Source organism: Micromonospora sp. WMMD998, from assembly GCF_029581235.1.
GTDB lineage: Bacteria > Actinomycetota > Actinomycetes > Mycobacteriales > Micromonosporaceae > Micromonospora.
This window is the reverse complement of record NZ_CP120740.1, coordinates 2787133-2801913: the sequence shown is the minus strand read 5'-3', so window position 1 is coordinate 2801913 and position 14781 is coordinate 2787133. Positions and strand designations below refer to the sequence as shown.

Below are 14781 nucleotides of genomic sequence, written 5' to 3'. Positions count from 1 at the left end.
TCACGCCGGGGCGCCGCCGGGCTCCGGCTCCTCGGGCGGCCCCTGGAACCGGCGGCGTCGCCAGGAACCGACGATGTGGTCCCGCATCGCGCGTTCGGCGCCCGCCACGTCCTGGCGGGAGATGGCGTCGACCACCCGCGCGTGCTCGTCGAGCGTCGACTCGAACGCGCTCTCGTACTTCAACCCGTGGTAGCGGCTGCTCTCCAGCGCCCGCCGGTAGAGCCGCTTGCAGATGTTCTCCGCCAGGCGGTTACGGGACAGCTCCATGACCGTGAAGTGGAAGACCACGTCCGCCTGCCGGAACGAGTCGGTCTCGTGCCGGATCTCGCGCATCGCCGCGAGCGCGTGCTCGACCCGGGTCAGCTCCTCGGTCGTCCGCCGGCTCGCCAGGGCGCCCGCCATCGCCCCCTCCAGGCTGCCCCGGACCACGGTCAGCTCGTCCAGAACACCGAGCGACTCGTCGTTGTCGATGAGCGCGGACAGCACGATCGGGTCCAGCATGTTCCACGAGCCGACCCGGGCCACCTGGGTCCCGCGGCCCTGCGAGACCACCACCAGGCCCTTCTCCTCGAGCCGCTTCACCGACTCCCGGATCACCGTGCGGCTCACCCCGAAGTGCTCACTGAGCGGCCCCTCCGGGGGAAGCATCTCGCCCTCGCCGAGCTGGCCGGTGACGACGAGCTCGACCAGCTCGCTCACCACCGCCACCCCCAGGCGCTCCGCCGGGCGGCGGGGCGGGAAGGCGAACCCGTCGACGCGAGCCGTCATGGCTACACCCTAGTGCAGCGCCGCGCCGGCGAGGTCGGGCCGCGGCCGGCTCAGCGGCCCACCGCGTCCAGCTCGGCGAGCGCGTCGGCGGGCAGCTCCAGGGCCGCGCCGGCGATGTTCTCCCGCAGGTGGGCGACGGCGGACGTGCCGGGGATGAGCAGGATGTTCGGCGAACGGTGCAGCAACCAGGCCAGCGCGACGGACATCGGCGTGGACTCCAGCCGGTTCGCGACCCGGTCCAGCACGCCGGACTGCAACGGCGTGAAGCCGCCCAGCGGGAAGTAGGGCACGTAGGCGACGCCCTGCCGGGCGGTGCTGTCGACCAGCTCGTCGTCGCCGCGATTGGCCAGGTTGTAGAGGTTCTGCACGCACACCACCGGGGCGATCGCCTGCGCCTCGGCGAGCTGCTCGGCGGTGACCGTGCTCAACCCGAGGTGCCGGATCAGCCCCTGGTCGCGCAGCTCGACGAGCGCCCCGAACGGCTCGGCGATCGAGCCCGGCTCGGGCGCGTCGAGGCCGCCGACGCGCAGGTTGACCACGTCGAGCGCGTCCAGACCGAGGCGCCGCAGGTTGTCGTGGACCTGCTGGGTCAGCTCGGCCGGGCTGCGGGCGGGTGGCCATCCACCCCGCTCGTCGCGGCGGGCGCCGACCTTGGTGACGATGTGCAGGTCGTCCGGGTAGGGCGCGAGCGCCTCCCGGATGATCTCGTTGGTGACGTGCGGGCCGTAGAAGTCCGCCGTGTCGATGTGCCGGATGCCCAGCTCGACGGCCGTACGCAGCACGGTGACGGCGGCGTCGCGGTCCCTGGGCGGCCCGAACACGCCGGGCCCGGCGAGCTGCATCGCGCCGTAGCCGAAGCGGGTGAGGGTGAGGTCGCCCACCTGGTAGGTGCCACCGGGAAGCCTGTCGCCTGTCATGGGTTCCCTTCCGCGCGCCGGAGTTTCCGGCGGCACCCCCACGGTGCCCGCTGCCGGCCGGCGCAACCAGGCCCCGCTGATCCGGGGATCGGCGGGGCCTGGATGCCGGTTGCGCGGGTGTGGCGAGGACGTCGTCACGGACGCCGCAGCAGGCCGCGTCCGGCCATGAAGGCGCGCAACGTGTCGTCGTCCCCGGCGGTCATCAGCCGGCGCGGGAGCACGGTCGCCGGCATCCGGCCGACGTAGACGATCCAGAACTCCGGGGTCTCCTCGACCCGGGCGACCCCGTCCCAGGCGATGCCGCCGGACTCCGAGCCGCTGCGCATCATGATGTTGTCGTCGGTGATGTCGTAGCCGCCGTCGACGGCGTAGCGACCGGAGCGGCGTCGGGCGCGCCACCGCACCCAGGGCGAGTAGAGCATCGACAGCAGGCCGCCGACGATCAGCGCCGTCCACAGCGACGAGAACCGGCCGCCGTCCGGGACCACCCGGGAGATCACGAGACCGACCGCCCCGACCGCCGCGAGCGCCGCGCCGACGTATCCGAACCGGCGCAGCCGCACTCTGCCGAGCGCGGCGGCCACGCGGCCCGGGTAGGCGGGATCGGCCGGGACGTCGAAACGGATGTGCACGCCCGAACGATAGTGCCCGGCGCGGCGGCGGGCTCGTGCCCCGCCGAACCTCAGGCGGCGGCGCGTCGGGCCGCGGTGATCTCGGCGTGGTGGTCGACCGCCCAGCCGGCCAGCGCGGACAGCGGCTCCAGCAGGCTGACACCGAGGGGCGTCAGCCGATATTCGACGCTCGGCGGCGACGTCGGAAGCACCTCCCGTTCGACCAGGCCGTCGCTCTCCAGCGTGCGCAGCGTGCGGGTGAGCATCCGCTGGCTGATGCCCTCGACGGCTCGGTTCAACTCGTTGAACCGGTACGGCCGCCGCCCCAGCAGAGTGACAAGCACAAGCGTCCACTTGTCGCTGACCCGCCGCAGCACGTCGGTCACCGGGCAGTGCTCATACTCCCCGGCCGGAACGGGCTCCGGCAACCGGTGCCCGGTCAGCGCGGTACGCACACCGGTGTTCCCTGCGACCATGAAAGTGCCTTCTTTCGCGTCCGCCGCCCCCCGCCCAGGATGAGCACGGTCAACGGGAAACGGTAGTCGGGGGGCGGCATGGCAGTCGTGGTGGTCAGCGGTGGCACCAATGGGATGGGACGCGCGTTCGCCCTGGAACGCGCCGCACGCGGAGACCGGGTGGTGGTCCTCGGCCGCAACCGCGAGCGCGGCGAGGCGTTGGCGGGCGCCTCCGTCACCTTCCTTCCCGTCGACCTGTCCAGCGTTGCCGAGACCCGGCAGGTCGTCGAGCACCTCGTCACGGCCTACCCCGTCGTGGACGCGCTGGCGCTGTTCGCCAACGCCGTGGCCCCGCGCCGCGTCGTCACCGCCGATGGGCTGGAGCGCACGTTCGCGCTCTACTACCTCAGTCGTTACCTGCTCAGTTTCGGGCTGCGTCCGGCCCTGGACCGGGCCGCCACGCCGGTGATCGTGAACGTCGCCGGCGTCGGTGTCACCCGGGGCGGGGTCCGCTGGTCGGATCCGCAGTTGGTGTCGGGCTACTCGGCCGTCACCGCGCAGCTCCAGGCCGGTCGCGCCAACGACCTGCTCGGCGTCGGCTTCGCCCGACGGTCCGGAAGCCGCGCCCGGTACGTGCTCTACCACCCCGGTTTCACCAGGAGCGGCGACCGGAGCACACTTCCGCTTGTCGTCCGCGGGCTGCTGGCCGCGGCCTCGGTGGTGGCGCGCCCGGTCGCGGAGGCGGTGGCTCCGATCCACCGTTTCCTGGACGCGCCGCCGACCGCGCCGCTGACCGCGGTCGACCGGAACCGGCAGCTCCCACTCAGTCTCCCCACGCTCGACCCGGGCGACGCCGACCGTCTGATGGACCTCACGGAACACCTGACGGCCCGCTCGCTGTGAGCGTTAACAGTCATCGTGCCGTCCGGAAGTTTCCGGCGGCCCGGGCGAGAGTTTCGGCGGCGTCGGCGCGCTTCGCAGGTGGGGACCCGCCTCACCTGACCGGGAGAAACGCGGTCGGCGCCGCCGGCCGCCGGGGCGTGTTCCGGAACGTGGGCGGTTGAGAATGTTATCGATAAACTGCTATCTTTCGGAACAGGGAGCGAAGGGCACGCTCCCGGTCACCCCGGCAGTCGGAAGGTGCCGCCGAGGCACACCTCCGCCGCTCGGTGACCAGTCCGGGCCGTCGCGCCGACGGCAGCGACCGCAGGTCGTTGCCGGACGATGTCGGCCCGCCGCATGCCCTGTCCCCCACGCCCTCCCGCAGGCGAACCCCGCGCGCGCCCGGGCACCGGACCACCACCACTGGCAAGGAGGCAAGCAATAGTGAAACGCACACAGCTTCTCTCGTCCCTCGCTGCCGCCACCGTGCTCCTCGCGGCGACCGCCGCCGGCGTGCTCAACGCCGGCTTCGGCGGCGCGGCGGAGGCCGCGACGAACGGCACCCTCGCCGCGACCGCCGGCTGCGGCAAGGCACCCACGCTGAGCAACGGCACCCGCACCATCACCAGCAGCGGACAGAACCGCAGCTACATCCTGCGGATCCCGGACGGGTACGACCGGAACCACCCCTACCGCCTGGTCTTCGGCTTCCACTGGTTGAACGGCTCGGCGAACAACGTCGCGTCGGCCGGCTACTACGGCCTGCTGCCGCTGTCGAACAACAGCACGATCTTCGTCGCGCCGCAGGGCATCGACGCCGGCTGGGCCAACACCAACGGCCGGGACCTGACCCTGTTCGACGACATCTCCCGGCAGGTCGAGAACGACCTCTGCGTCGACACCAGCCAGCGGTTCGCGCTCGGCTGGAGCTACGGCGGCGCCATGAGCTACGCGGTGGCCTGCGCCCGGGCCAGCGTCATCCGCGCGGTCGCCGTCCTGTCCGGCGCCAACCTCAGCGGATGCAACGGCGGCACCCAGCCCGTGCCCTACTTCGGCATCCACGGCACCCACGACAGCGTGCTGAACATCTCCATGGGCCGGTCGCTGCGCGACACGTTCGTCCGGAACAACGGCTGCACCCCGCAGAGCCCGCGCGAGCCGGCGATGAACAGCTTCAGCCACATCACCACCACCTACTCCGGCTGCCGCGCCGGCTACCCGGTGCAGTGGGCCGCGTTCGACGGCGACCACACCCCCAGCCCGGTCGACGGCTCGGGCAGCCCGAACGACTCCCGGACCTGGACGTCGGGGGAGATCTGGCGGTTCTTCAGCCAGTTCGAGTCGACCACGCCGCCGACCACCGCCCCGCCGACGAGCACGCCGCCCACCAGCACGCCGCCCACCTCGACCCCGCCCACGACCCCGCCGCCGACGACTCCCGCGCCGACCGGCTGCGCGGCCACCTACCGCACCATCAACACCTGGCCGGGCGGTTTCCAGGCTGAGGTCACCGTGGCCAACAACTCCGCCGCCAGCATCAACGGCTGGACCGTACGCCTGACCATGGCCAGCGGCCAGGCCATCAGCAGCCTCTGGAACGGCGTCAACACGGGCACCACGGGCAACGTCAGTGTCCAGAACGCCGCCTACAACGGCACGGTGGCCCCGAACGCCTCGACCACCTTCGGGTTCACCGCCACCGGCAACGGCGCCACCGCACCAGGCAACGTCACCTGCACCACCTCCTGACCGCAGTGGAGAAGCGGGCCCGGAGCCACCCGGCTCCGGGCCCGCGTCCTGCGGTACGGCGAGCGACGGCCGCGGCCGGTACGTACAGTGCGGAGACAGAGCCGTCGCGAAGAGGAGAGCAATGTCGAAGCCGCCGCTGCCCGAGCCCGCCGTCGCCATGTTGCGCAAGCCGAATCCCGCCGTCATCGCCACGCTGCGCCCCGACGGGCAGCCGGTGTCGGCGGCCACCTGGTATCTGTGGGACGACGGCCGGATCCTGGTGAACATGGACGAGGGCCGCCGCCGGCTGGCGCACCTGCGCAAGGACCCGCGGGTCACCCTCACCGTGCTCGACGAGCAGGGCTGGTACACGCACCTGAGCATCATGGGTCGCGTCACCGAGCTGCGCGACGACGAGGGTCTCGCCGACATCGACCGGCTCGCGCGGCACTACACCGGAGACGCCTATCCGCGGCGGGAGCGCGCCCGGGTCAGCGCGTTGATCGACATCGACCGCTGGCACGGGTGGGGCGCGCTGAAGGACAGCAGCCAGGTCGGCTGACCCCGGCGGACTCTCCGGTCCGGAGTCCCGGGCGGTCAGGTCAGGCTCGGCTCCCGTGGTGACCGGGCGAGGCGGTGCCGGCGGTGGTGGCGCAGCGGGATGACCGTGCCGGTGACGAGCAGGGCGAGGCCGAGCGCGACGAACGCCAGGGCCACCGGGACGCGCCACGGGTCGTCGAGGTAGAGCGCGGCGAACCACACCCGGCTCTCGCTACCACTGTGGATCATCCAGAGCGGGATGAGGCCCTGCGGGATCAGCGGGATCCAGCAGAACGTCCAGCAGAAGGTGACGAACATCGACGTACGCCGGGGCAGCTCCGGCACCGACCCGGCGACCCGCCCCTGCCTGTCGACGGCGGCCAGGGACACCGTGCCGCCGCCGCGCATGGCGGCCAGCAGCTCCGGGCCGGTCGCCCGCAGCCGGGCCGCGGCCCGCCGGCCGCCCCAGACCGTCAGCCATCCGCCGGTGGCCAGGCCGACCGCGACCGCCGCCCAGGTCACCGCGGGCCGGTCGAAGTGGGTGCCGATCCAGGCGACCGCGGCGGCCGGCGCCGCGGTGAGGCAGGTCAGCAGCAGGGCAACGATGACCTGTCCGAAGATCGGGCCGGCTTCGAGCGGGTTGCCACTGCGCCGTTTCGGCTCCATCACCGGGACCAGGGCGTAGACCGCGATCAGGACGAGCAGTCCGGCGCCGCCGCCGAGCGTCGCGGCCAGCAGGGCGAGCGCCCACGGCCAGGTCCCGGCGGTGCCGCCGAGGATCGTGCCGACCACCGTGAGCACGATGGTGACCGGGGCGACCTGGAGCAGCCAGGCGAGCTGCCGACCGCGGATCTCGGCGCGCTCCCCGCCGGGGTTGACCAGGCCCAGCCACAGGGCGGTGCCGTCGAGGCCGATCAGGTTCGACGAGGTGGCCGCCGCCATCACCGCGACGATCAGCCCGGCCCACGGCAGCATGCCCCACCAGTCGACCACCAGCGGCACGAGCGTGTAGAGGACGCCGAAGAAGACGGCGTAGCAGAACAGGTGGGTCCGCATCAGGTCGCGGGACCAGGTGCGCAGCTCCTTCGCGGCGACCATGCCGGTGGCGCTACGGTCGGCGAGCCGGTCGAGCAGCGACCCCTGCCGCCCGCTGCCCGTCGGCGCCCACTGGTGAGGTCGGGTGGTGAGCCGGCGCACCAGCAGGCGCGCCCAGATCGCCAGGGCCGCGACGATCAGCACCGCCAGGCCCCCGAGCGCGGCGACCACCCGGGCCCAGTCGCCGTCGCCGGCCGCCTCGATCGCGGTCATCCCCCACGACGACGGCAGCCACGCCAGGACGGTGGCGAACCGGGGCGGGAACCCGTAGGTCAGCAGCTCGGAGTCGACCGCCGCCCAGATCAGCACCCAGGACTGGTTGAGCAGCACCGCCATGGCCGCGTTGACGCCCGCGGCCAGCACCGCGCCGAGCCGGGACCGGACGGCGACCGCGAGCACTCCGACCACGAGCCGGGACAACACCAGGACCAGGACCAGTTGGAGCAGCACGGCCGCGACGGAGACCGCGACGCCGGCCGCGCCGTGGCCGGCGGCGAAGACGACGAGCGACGCGAAGGCGATCAGGCTGACCACCGGCGCGATGCCGACGAACCCGGCGACGAGCAGACCGGACGCGAGGCGCAGCGGTCGCAGCGGCAGGAGGCTGAAGTGCTCCGGCCGCAGGCTGTCCTCGCCGCCGCCGGTGTAGACCGGACCGAGGATCCAGCCGAACATCCAGCCGGCCAGCAGCACGGCGAGCAGGTCGGCGCGGGCGGCGTCGGGGACGAGATCGGCGCCGACAAGCGCGATGGTGCCGAGAGCCAGCAGCAGGCCCGCCACCCCACCGGTGATCATGTCGGCCGCGCGGGAGCCGGTGAGCGAGTGCGCCAGCACCCGCAGGCGCATCGCGATCAGGACGCCAGCCACGACGGCACCCTCCCGGTGCCGGCGCCCTCGCCGACGAGCGCGACGAAACGGCTCTCCAGGCTCCCACCGCCCCGCACCTCGGCAAGCGTGCCGGCGGCCACCACCCGACCGGCGTCGATCACCGCGACGTGGTCGCAGACCTGCTCGACGAGGGCCATCACGTGGCTGGAGAGCACGACCGAGCCGCCACCGGCGACGAAGGTCCGCAGCATCCCGCGGATGGTGAGCGCGGAGACCGGGTCGACGGCCTCGAACGGCTCGTCGAGCACGAGCAGACGCGGCGCGTGCAGCAGCGCGGTGGCGAGGCCGATCTTCTTCCGCATGCCGGTGGAGTAGTCGTTGACGAGCGTGCGCTCGGCGTCGAGCAGGTCGAGGATGTCGAGCAGCTCGTCGGCCCGACCGGCCGCGGTCGCCCGGTCCAGCCCGCGCAACCGGGCCAGGAAGACCAGCAGCTCACGGCCGGTCAGCCGTTCCGGCAACGCCAGCCCGTCCGGCAGCACGCCGACGAGGGCGCGGGCCTCGACCGGCGCGGACCACACGTCCACGCCGAAGATCCGGGCGTGGCCCGCGTCCGGGCGGAGCAGCCCGACCGCCATCGAGAGCGCGGTGGTCTTGCCGGCGCCGTTCGGCCCGACCAGCCCGTAGAACGAGCCGGCGGGCACCCGGAGGGTGACGTCGTGCACCGCGGTCTTGGGACCGAAGCGCTTGACCAGCCCGACCAACTCCAACGCGGGTGACGAATCGTCCGGTGCGGGCAGGCGCATGGGGAGACACTTCCGTCCGACGAGGATTGCCGGGCCGATCCTAGTCGGGGGAAGCGGGTTCGGAGACGTGCGCCGTGACGATCCGCCAGCCGGCCGGCAGGCGTACCCAGGTCTGGGTCTGCCGGCCGGTGGCGGCGGTCCCGGCGTACCCGAACCGGGTCGTCACGACCGCGAGGTCGGGTCCGAACGTGGTGACCATCGGGTCGACCAGCCGGCGGCCGGCGGGCAGCGGCGGCTGCGCGGCCCGCCACTTGCGCTGCTCGTCCAGTCCGTACTGGTGGTCGGCGAGGCCGAACCGCACGGTCCGCTCGGAATCCCAGAACCAGCCGCAGATCCGGTCCGCGTCACCGTCGACCAACGCCTGCTCGTAGTCGGCGAAGGCCGCCGTGACCTCGGCCACCACGTCCGACCGGTCGATCTCCATGCGGTTCGTCCCCTTCCGCCGTCGGCTCCGCCGGCCTCAGCCGCTCACCGCCGGCGCCGGCTGCTCGACGGCGGCCGGGCCGGTGGGTACGGAGGACGGCTCGTGCCGGCGGTCCAGTTCCCGTTCCTCCGGGTCGGGTACCCGGGGCGTGGGGCGGCCCAGCGCGAAGACCGCGCAGATCACCGCCACGAAGAGGTAGCCGAGCGCCACCGGGCCGTTGGCGTTCCACTCGATCTTCTCGCCGTGGATCAGCCCGATGAACGACAGCGCCGCGCCGGTGCCGGCGAAGATGGCGGCCCGGACGAACCGCTTGTCGATGATGAAGACCACGATCGCGCCGAGCACCAGGCCGGCGAGGATCGCGCCCCGGCCGAGCACCAGCAACCCGTCGTAGACCACGCCCGCGCCGTTGAGCGCGTCGTCGCCCACCGCGGCGGCGGTGGTGCCGGCCGCCGCCAGGGCGTTGTCGATCTGGCTGGTGGCCCAGGCCGCGATGTTCGGGATGAGCGCGGCGACCACGGCGGCGGCGTGCGCCCGCGGCGTGGCCTGGAACGCCTGCGCGCCGATGAGCAGCCCGATGTAGAGCAGGATCGGCACGATGGCCGGCGTCGGGAAGATCGTCGCCAGCAGGCCGAACATGCCCAGGAAGCAGAGGACCGCGATCACGATGCCGGTCGCCATCGAGTAGCCGCTCCGGCCGCCGGCCGCCTTCCAGCCCGGGTGCCCGACGTAGACGGCCGGCGGGAACGGCGAGCCGAGAGCCGCGCCGATCATCGCGCCCGCGCCGTCGGCGAGCAGCACGCTGCGCAGGTTGTAGTTGTCGCCGGCGGTCGCGGCGCTCTCCACGTTGGACATGCCCTCGGTGAAGTTGTAGACCCCCAGGGGGATCGCCGTCGCCAGCAGCGGCGCCATGTCGCCCAGGCCGGTGAGCAGCAGGTCGACCCGGAACGAGGGTACGGCGACCGCGACGTCCCGGGCGGCGGCGGTGACGTCCGGCACCGACATGGCCCCGCCGAGCCAGCCGATCGCGGTGCCCAGCAGCAGCGCGGCGAGCCCGATCGGAAAGTTGAACGGCAACTTCACGTCGGTGAGCAGGCCGATCAGGAGCAGCGCGAAGACCGGCAGGGCGACCCAGGCCATCCGCCACATCTGCCCGGCCGGATTCATCGAGATGAACGTGACGGAGATGCCGGCGAGCGTGCCGAGCAGGGCGGCCCGCGGCGCGTACCGGCGGATGTAGGGACCGACGAACGCGCCGACCAGCACGATGACGCCGATGATGAACGCCCACGCCAGCCCGGCCTCCCACGCCCGCACCGGATCCTGGGTGCGCAGGTAGATCGGCAGCATGATGACGAAGATGACGATGAACATGTGCGGCACGCTCGGCCCGTACGGCAGGGCCGTCACGTCGGTGCGGTTCTCCCGCCGGGCCAGCCGCCGCGCCAGGTGGGTGTAGTAGATGTTGCCGGCGACCAGTGCGATGCCGAGCGCCGGCAGGATGGTGCCGAACACCTCCCCCTCGGGGAGGTTCACCACCGCCAGGCACAGCCCGGTCAGGGTGAGCACGTTCACCAGGACGTTGACGCCGAAACCGAAGAACGCGTTGGTGTCGCCGCGCACCCAGAACGGGAGCGGCACGGCGGTGGACTTGGAGGGGACCATGGCTGCTCCCGGTCAGGAGGAGGACCGCGGAAGGGAGGCGGTGGGCAGCGCGGCGCGGACCGAGGTGGAGTCGGCGACCCACCCGAAGATCCCGCCCTGGGCGGCGATCATGTCGAGTCCGACCCGGTGGAACTCCGGGAAGTAGGACCCGACGCAGTCGGCGAGCACGAGGCACTCGTACCCGCGGTCGTTTGCCTCGCGGACGGTGGTGTGCACGCACACCTCGGTGGTGACACCGGTGACCAGGAGGCTGCGGACGCCCCGCGCGACGAGCAGGGCGTCCAGGTCGGTGGCGTGGAACGCGCCCTTGCCGGGCTTGTCGACGACCGGCTCGCCGGGGCGCGGCGCCACCTCGTCGACGATGTCGTGGCCGTACTCCCCCCGGACCAGGATCCGGCCGTTGGGCCCGGGGTCGCCGATCCGCCGGCTCGGCGCGCCCCGGCGCAGCTTGGCCGGCGGGCAGTCGGAGAGGTCGGGCAGGTGCCCCTCGCGGGTGTGGATGACGGTCAGGCCGGCGGCGCGGGCGTCGGCGAGCAGCGCGGCGAGCGGCGCGATGGTGCGGCGGAGCTGGCCGACGTCGTTGCCGAGGCTCTCACCGAACCCGCCGGGCTCCAGGAAGTCGCGCTGCATGTCGATGACGAGCAGCGCGGTGCTCGGAAGGTCGAACGTGTAGGGGGCGGGACGGGCGTCGACGGTCACCATGCTGCTGCTCCTCATCCTGTGGTGGCGGCGATGACGTCGTCGGAGGTGGCGACGCAGCCGAAGACGCCGCCCTGCATGGTCACCATGTGCAGCGCCGCGTCGTGGTTGGCCTTGTCGGTCGCGCCGGTGCAGTCGGAGAGGATCAGGCACTCGAACCCCCGGTCGTTCGCCTCGCGCATGGTGGTGTGCACGCACACGTCGGTGGTGATGCCGGTGAGGATCAGGTGCGTGATGCCCCGGGTACGCAGCACCAGGTCGAGGTTGGTGGCGTAGAACGCGCCCTTGCCCGGCTTGTCGACGATCACCTCGCCGGGCGCCGGGGCCACCTCGGGCACGATCTCCCAGCCCGGTTCGCCCCGGACCAGGATCCGGCCGGCCGGGCCGGCGGCGCCGATCTCGGCGCCGATCCGCGCCGAGCGCCAGCGCTTGTTCGCCGGCAGGTCGGCCAGGTCGGGTTGGTGGCCCTCCCGGGTGTGCACGACGAGCATCCCGAGGGAGCGGACGTGCGCCAGCAGCCGGGCGGTGGCCGGCAGCCCGGCCCGGGTCAGGCCGATGTCGTAGCCCATCGCGTCGACGTAGCCGCCCGGGCCGCAGAAGTCGGTCTGCCAGTCGATGCAGAGCAGAGCGGTACGCGCGGTGTCCGCCGCGCCGTCGTACGGCCACGGGTAGGGATTGGCCGGTACCGGCCCGATGCTGCCCATCCTCACTCCCTGCTGTCTCGTCACGGTGTCCGTTCACCGCCGGACGGCGCGGCGGTAGGCCCGCCAGCCGCCGGTGGCGCTGATGTCCTCGACCTGCGGTCCCACGGCGTATGCCTCGCAGAGGAAGCCGAGCACGTTCCGCCCGTCGTGCAGCCGCACCCAGCCGAGCGAGAGCGGCGCCGGCACCCCGGCCAGGAGCGCGCCGACGGCGGACGCCGGCAGCCGCCACAGCTCGACGTCGATCGGCTGCCCGTCCGGACCGCCCGGGGCGGCCCGGACCAGGCCGGGCAGTCCCTCGCCGTCCCGGGTGTCCATCCGGTAGAGCCGGTAGAGCGGCGCGGTCCGGGCCGCGCCGACCAGGGTGGCCCCGAGCCCGGTCAGCTCGCCGTTGCGGGACTCGCCGGCCAGGTGCCGCCCGACGACCGCGACCAGCAACTCCCCGGACGGGTGGGCCGGCGTCGCGGTCCCGTCCCCCGGGTCGGCCCCGGTGGTGAGGGCGGCGGCGAGCCGGGCCAGGGTGAGGTCGCTGAACGCGGGGCCGACCAGGGTCAGGCTCGCCGGGCGGCCGGCGTCGGTGAAACCGTTGGGTACGGTCACCGCGGCCAGGTCGAGCAGGTTCGCGAACTGGGTGTAGCGGCCGAGGATCAGGTTCCGCCCGATCGGGTCCTCGGCGATCTCGTCGAGCGTGAACGTCGTGCCGACGGTGGGCACCACGAGCACGTCGACCTCCCGCCAGAGCCGGTCGACCCGGGCCGCCAGCTCGCGGAGCCGGTGCAGGCCCCGGAAGGCGTCGACCGCGTCGTAGCCCCGCCCGGTCTCCAGCACGGTCCGGGTGACCGGGAGGACCGACCCGGGGTGCGCCCGCAGGAACCCGTCGAGCGCGACGAGCCGCTCGGCGACCCACGGCCCCCGGTAGAGCAGGTCCCCCGCCTCGAAGAAGACGTCGAGCGGCACCTGCCGCACGCCGCCGACCAGGGCGCCCAGTCGCCGTACGCCGTCGTCGAACCGGTCGGCCTGCCCGTCGTCGCCGAAGAAGTCGAGGTCCGCCGCGCCGGGCACCCCGAGGCGCAGCGTTCCCGGCGCGCCGGCGACCGCCCGGTCCGCCGGCAGCTCGCGCCCCCACGGGTCGGCCGTCGAGACGCCCCGGGCGACGTGCAGCACGTCGACGGCGTCCGCGACGTCGGCGGCGAAGACCGACACGCAGTCCAGCGAGCGGCAGGCCGGCACCACGCCGGCGGTGCTGAGCAGCCCCCGGGTGGGTTTGAGGCCGACGATGCCGTTCATCGCCGCCGGCACCCGGCCGGAGCCGGCGGTGTCCGTGCCGAGGGCGAAGCTGACCTGGCCGGCGGCCACCGCGACGGCCGATCCGGAGCTGGAGCCCCCGGAGATGAGGCCGCCGCCGAAGACGCTCTCGCCACGGCCGTACGGCGACCGGGAGCCGGTTAGGCCGGTGGCGAACTGGTCCAGGTTGGTCTTGCCGACGAGCATCGCGCCGGCGTCGAGCAGCCGGCGCACCACCGGCGCGTCCTCGGTGGCCCGGTAGCCGAAGTCGGGGCAGCCGGCCGTGGTGGCCATGCCGGCGACGTCGATGTTGTCCTTGACCGCGAACGGGATCCCGTACAGCGGCAGCGCGGCGGGGTCGGGGTGGCGGGTCAGCGCGTCGGCGCGGGTCCGCAGCTCGTCGGCCGGGACGGTGCTGATCCAGACCGGCCCGCCGGCCTGCCCGGCGAGCCCGGCCAGGACGTGTTCGGCCTGTTCGGCGGCGTTCGTCGCGCCGCTGCGGTACGCCGCCCGGAGCGCCGCGATCGCGCCGATTCGCTCTGCCATACTGTCGATTGTCGACAGTATGGTTACGAACGATAGCGCGGTTCGTAACGACGCCGTGACGCGCGACTAGCCGAGGTACGAGCGCGCGCCGTGCGCGGAGAGCACGGCGAGCACCTCCTCCGGATCTCCCCCGGCGACCGCCTCGAACAGCCGCTCGTGCCGGTGCACCCCGTCGGACGGCTGGGCCAGCTCCGCCTCACGACGCAGGTTGACCGCCATGTAGAGCTGCACCTTCACCAGGATCGAGTCGTAGACCGCCGACAGTTGCCGGTTGCCGGCGAGCGCCACGAGCGCGACGTGGAACGCCCGGTGCGCACCGGCGACCGCCATCCGGTCACCCAGCCGCACCGACTCCCGCATCCGGTCCAGCGCCGCCCGCAGGCCGACCAGGTCGCTCTCCCGGCCCACCGGGACGCCCGCCCGCACCGCGAACCGCTCCAGCACGTCCCGCAGCTCGTACAGCTCCCGCACGTCGCGGTCGGAGAGGGTGGCGACCCGGGCTCCCCGACGGGGCACGTGCTCGACCAGCCCCTGCTGGGCCAGCAGGCGCAGCGCCTCCCGCAACGGCGCCCGGCTGATCCCCAGACGCCGGGTCAACTGCTCCTCCACCAGGCGTTCGCCCGGGTCGCTCCGGCCACTGAGGATCTCCCGGGTGAGCCGGGTGACGGCGAGGTCCACCAGGCTGACACTCTCCAGCTCGCCATCCGTCGGCGATGCGGCCACGTCGTTCACTCCGCCGAGTCTGCCACCTGTCCCCCGCCGTCCGGACCGGACGGGCACGGGCGGGGCGCGCCGATCGGGAGCGAATTCCGCCGGCCCGGGGTCGAATACGGGG

The 14781-nt window shown here is 73.3% G+C and carries 15 protein-coding genes; 3 read left to right on the top strand and 12 right to left on the bottom strand.

Annotation, left to right across the window (positions count from 1 at the left end; genetic code table 11):
• The 4 genes from O7619_RS13220 to O7619_RS13205 all read right to left on the bottom strand — a co-directional run bounded on the left by O7619_RS13220 (position 1) and on the right by O7619_RS13205 (position 2772).
• Complete coding sequence (locus O7619_RS13220) at positions 1–768, bottom strand: FCD domain-containing protein (protein WP_282288002.1); 768 nt, start codon at positions 766–768, stop codon at positions 1–3.
• 50 nt (positions 769–818) lie between these two features.
• Positions 819–1685, bottom strand: a complete 867-nt coding sequence (locus O7619_RS13215; protein ID WP_282288001.1) for an aldo/keto reductase family oxidoreductase — start codon at positions 1683–1685, stop codon at positions 819–821.
• Between the two features lie 134 nt (positions 1686–1819).
• Entirely contained in the window at positions 1820–2317 is a 498-nt protein-coding gene (locus tag O7619_RS13210; RefSeq protein WP_282288000.1) for a YcxB family protein, read from the bottom strand.
• A 50-nt stretch (positions 2318–2367) separates the two neighbouring features.
• A complete protein-coding gene (locus O7619_RS13205; RefSeq protein ID WP_282287998.1) occupies positions 2368–2772 on the bottom strand; it encodes a helix-turn-helix domain-containing protein in 405 nt (134 codons plus the stop codon).
• Between the two features lie 78 nt (positions 2773–2850).
• Between O7619_RS13205 and O7619_RS13200 the strand changes: the two genes are divergently transcribed.
• From O7619_RS13200 to O7619_RS13190, 3 genes are all read left to right on the top strand, one after another.
• On the top strand, positions 2851–3654 hold the full coding sequence (locus O7619_RS13200) for an SDR family NAD(P)-dependent oxidoreductase (RefSeq protein ID WP_282287996.1): 804 nt from the start codon (positions 2851–2853) through the stop codon (positions 3652–3654).
• A gap of 420 nt (positions 3655–4074) precedes the next feature.
• Entirely contained in the window at positions 4075–5382 is a 1308-nt protein-coding gene (locus tag O7619_RS13195; RefSeq protein WP_282288813.1) for a cellulose binding domain-containing protein, read from the top strand.
• A 121-nt stretch (positions 5383–5503) separates the two neighbouring features.
• The gene (locus O7619_RS13190; RefSeq protein ID WP_282287995.1) at positions 5504–5923 is read left to right on the top strand and encodes a PPOX class F420-dependent oxidoreductase; all 420 of its coding nucleotides are present in this window, start codon (positions 5504–5506) and stop codon (positions 5921–5923) included.
• A gap of 35 nt (positions 5924–5958) precedes the next feature.
• Here the strand turns inward: O7619_RS13190 and O7619_RS13185 are convergent, their stop codons facing one another.
• From O7619_RS13185 to O7619_RS13150, 8 genes are all read right to left on the bottom strand, one after another.
• On the bottom strand, positions 5959–7863 hold the full coding sequence (locus tag O7619_RS13185) for a hypothetical protein (protein ID WP_282287993.1): 1905 nt from the start codon (positions 7861–7863) through the stop codon (positions 5959–5961).
• Positions 7848–8627 carry an ABC transporter ATP-binding protein gene (locus O7619_RS13180; RefSeq protein WP_282287991.1) on the bottom strand — a complete coding sequence of 260 codons (780 nt, stop codon included), beginning with the start codon at positions 8625–8627 and terminating at the stop codon, positions 7848–7850. The genes O7619_RS13185 and O7619_RS13180 overlap by 16 nt, the downstream gene beginning before the upstream one ends.
• Before the next feature lie 40 nt (positions 8628–8667).
• On the bottom strand, positions 8668–9051 hold the full coding sequence (locus tag O7619_RS13175; protein ID WP_282287989.1) for an AtzH-like domain-containing protein: 384 nt from the start codon (positions 9049–9051) through the stop codon (positions 8668–8670).
• A 36-nt stretch (positions 9052–9087) separates the two neighbouring features.
• Positions 9088–10716 (bottom strand): regulator, encoded by a 1629-nt coding sequence (locus O7619_RS13170; protein WP_282287987.1) that lies wholly within the window; start codon positions 10714–10716, stop codon positions 9088–9090.
• Between the two features lie 12 nt (positions 10717–10728).
• Positions 10729–11418, bottom strand: coding sequence for a cysteine hydrolase (locus O7619_RS13165; RefSeq protein WP_282287984.1), 690 nt, complete (start codon positions 11416–11418; stop codon positions 10729–10731).
• Positions 11419–11429: 11 nt separating this feature from the next.
• On the bottom strand, positions 11430–12119 hold the full coding sequence (locus O7619_RS13160) for an isochorismatase family cysteine hydrolase (protein ID WP_282287982.1): 690 nt from the start codon (positions 12117–12119) through the stop codon (positions 11430–11432).
• A 33-nt stretch (positions 12120–12152) separates the two neighbouring features.
• Positions 12153–13946: an allophanate hydrolase gene (gene atzF, locus O7619_RS13155; protein ID WP_282287980.1), complete on the bottom strand. Its 1794-nt coding sequence runs from the start codon at positions 13944–13946 to the stop codon at positions 12153–12155.
• A gap of 66 nt (positions 13947–14012) precedes the next feature.
• The gene (locus tag O7619_RS13150) at positions 14013–14678 is read right to left on the bottom strand and encodes a GntR family transcriptional regulator (RefSeq protein ID WP_282287978.1); all 666 of its coding nucleotides are present in this window, start codon (positions 14676–14678) and stop codon (positions 14013–14015) included.
• Positions 14679–14781 lie beyond the last annotated feature (103 nt).

Excerpts from the sequence above, each read along its gene's own strand:
- O7619_RS13220 (WP_282288002.1), bottom strand. The coding sequence starts at position 768 with ATGACGGCTCGCGTCGACGGGTTCGCCTTCCCGCCCCGCCGCCCGGCG.
- O7619_RS13215 (WP_282288001.1), bottom strand. The coding sequence starts at position 1,685 with ATGACAGGCGACAGGCTTCCCGGTGGCACCTACCAGGTGGGCGACCTC.
- O7619_RS13205 (WP_282287998.1), bottom strand. The coding sequence starts at position 2,772 with ATGGTCGCAGGGAACACCGGTGTGCGTACCGCGCTGACCGGGCACCGG.
- O7619_RS13200 (WP_282287996.1), top strand. The coding sequence starts at position 2,851 with ATGGCAGTCGTGGTGGTCAGCGGTGGCACCAATGGGATGGGACGCGCG.
- O7619_RS13190 (WP_282287995.1), top strand. The coding sequence starts at position 5,504 with ATGTCGAAGCCGCCGCTGCCCGAGCCCGCCGTCGCCATGTTGCGCAAG.
- O7619_RS13180 (WP_282287991.1), bottom strand. The coding sequence starts at position 8,627 with ATGCGCCTGCCCGCACCGGACGATTCGTCACCCGCGTTGGAGTTGGTC.
- O7619_RS13175 (WP_282287989.1), bottom strand. The coding sequence starts at position 9,051 with ATGGAGATCGACCGGTCGGACGTGGTGGCCGAGGTCACGGCGGCCTTC.
- O7619_RS13170 (WP_282287987.1), bottom strand. The coding sequence starts at position 10,716 with ATGGTCCCCTCCAAGTCCACCGCCGTGCCGCTCCCGTTCTGGGTGCGC.
- O7619_RS13165 (WP_282287984.1), bottom strand. The coding sequence starts at position 11,418 with ATGGTGACCGTCGACGCCCGTCCCGCCCCCTACACGTTCGACCTTCCG.
- O7619_RS13160 (WP_282287982.1), bottom strand. The coding sequence starts at position 12,119 with ATGGGCAGCATCGGGCCGGTACCGGCCAATCCCTACCCGTGGCCGTAC.
- atzF (WP_282287980.1), bottom strand. The coding sequence starts at position 13,946 with ATGGCAGAGCGAATCGGCGCGATCGCGGCGCTCCGGGCGGCGTACCGC.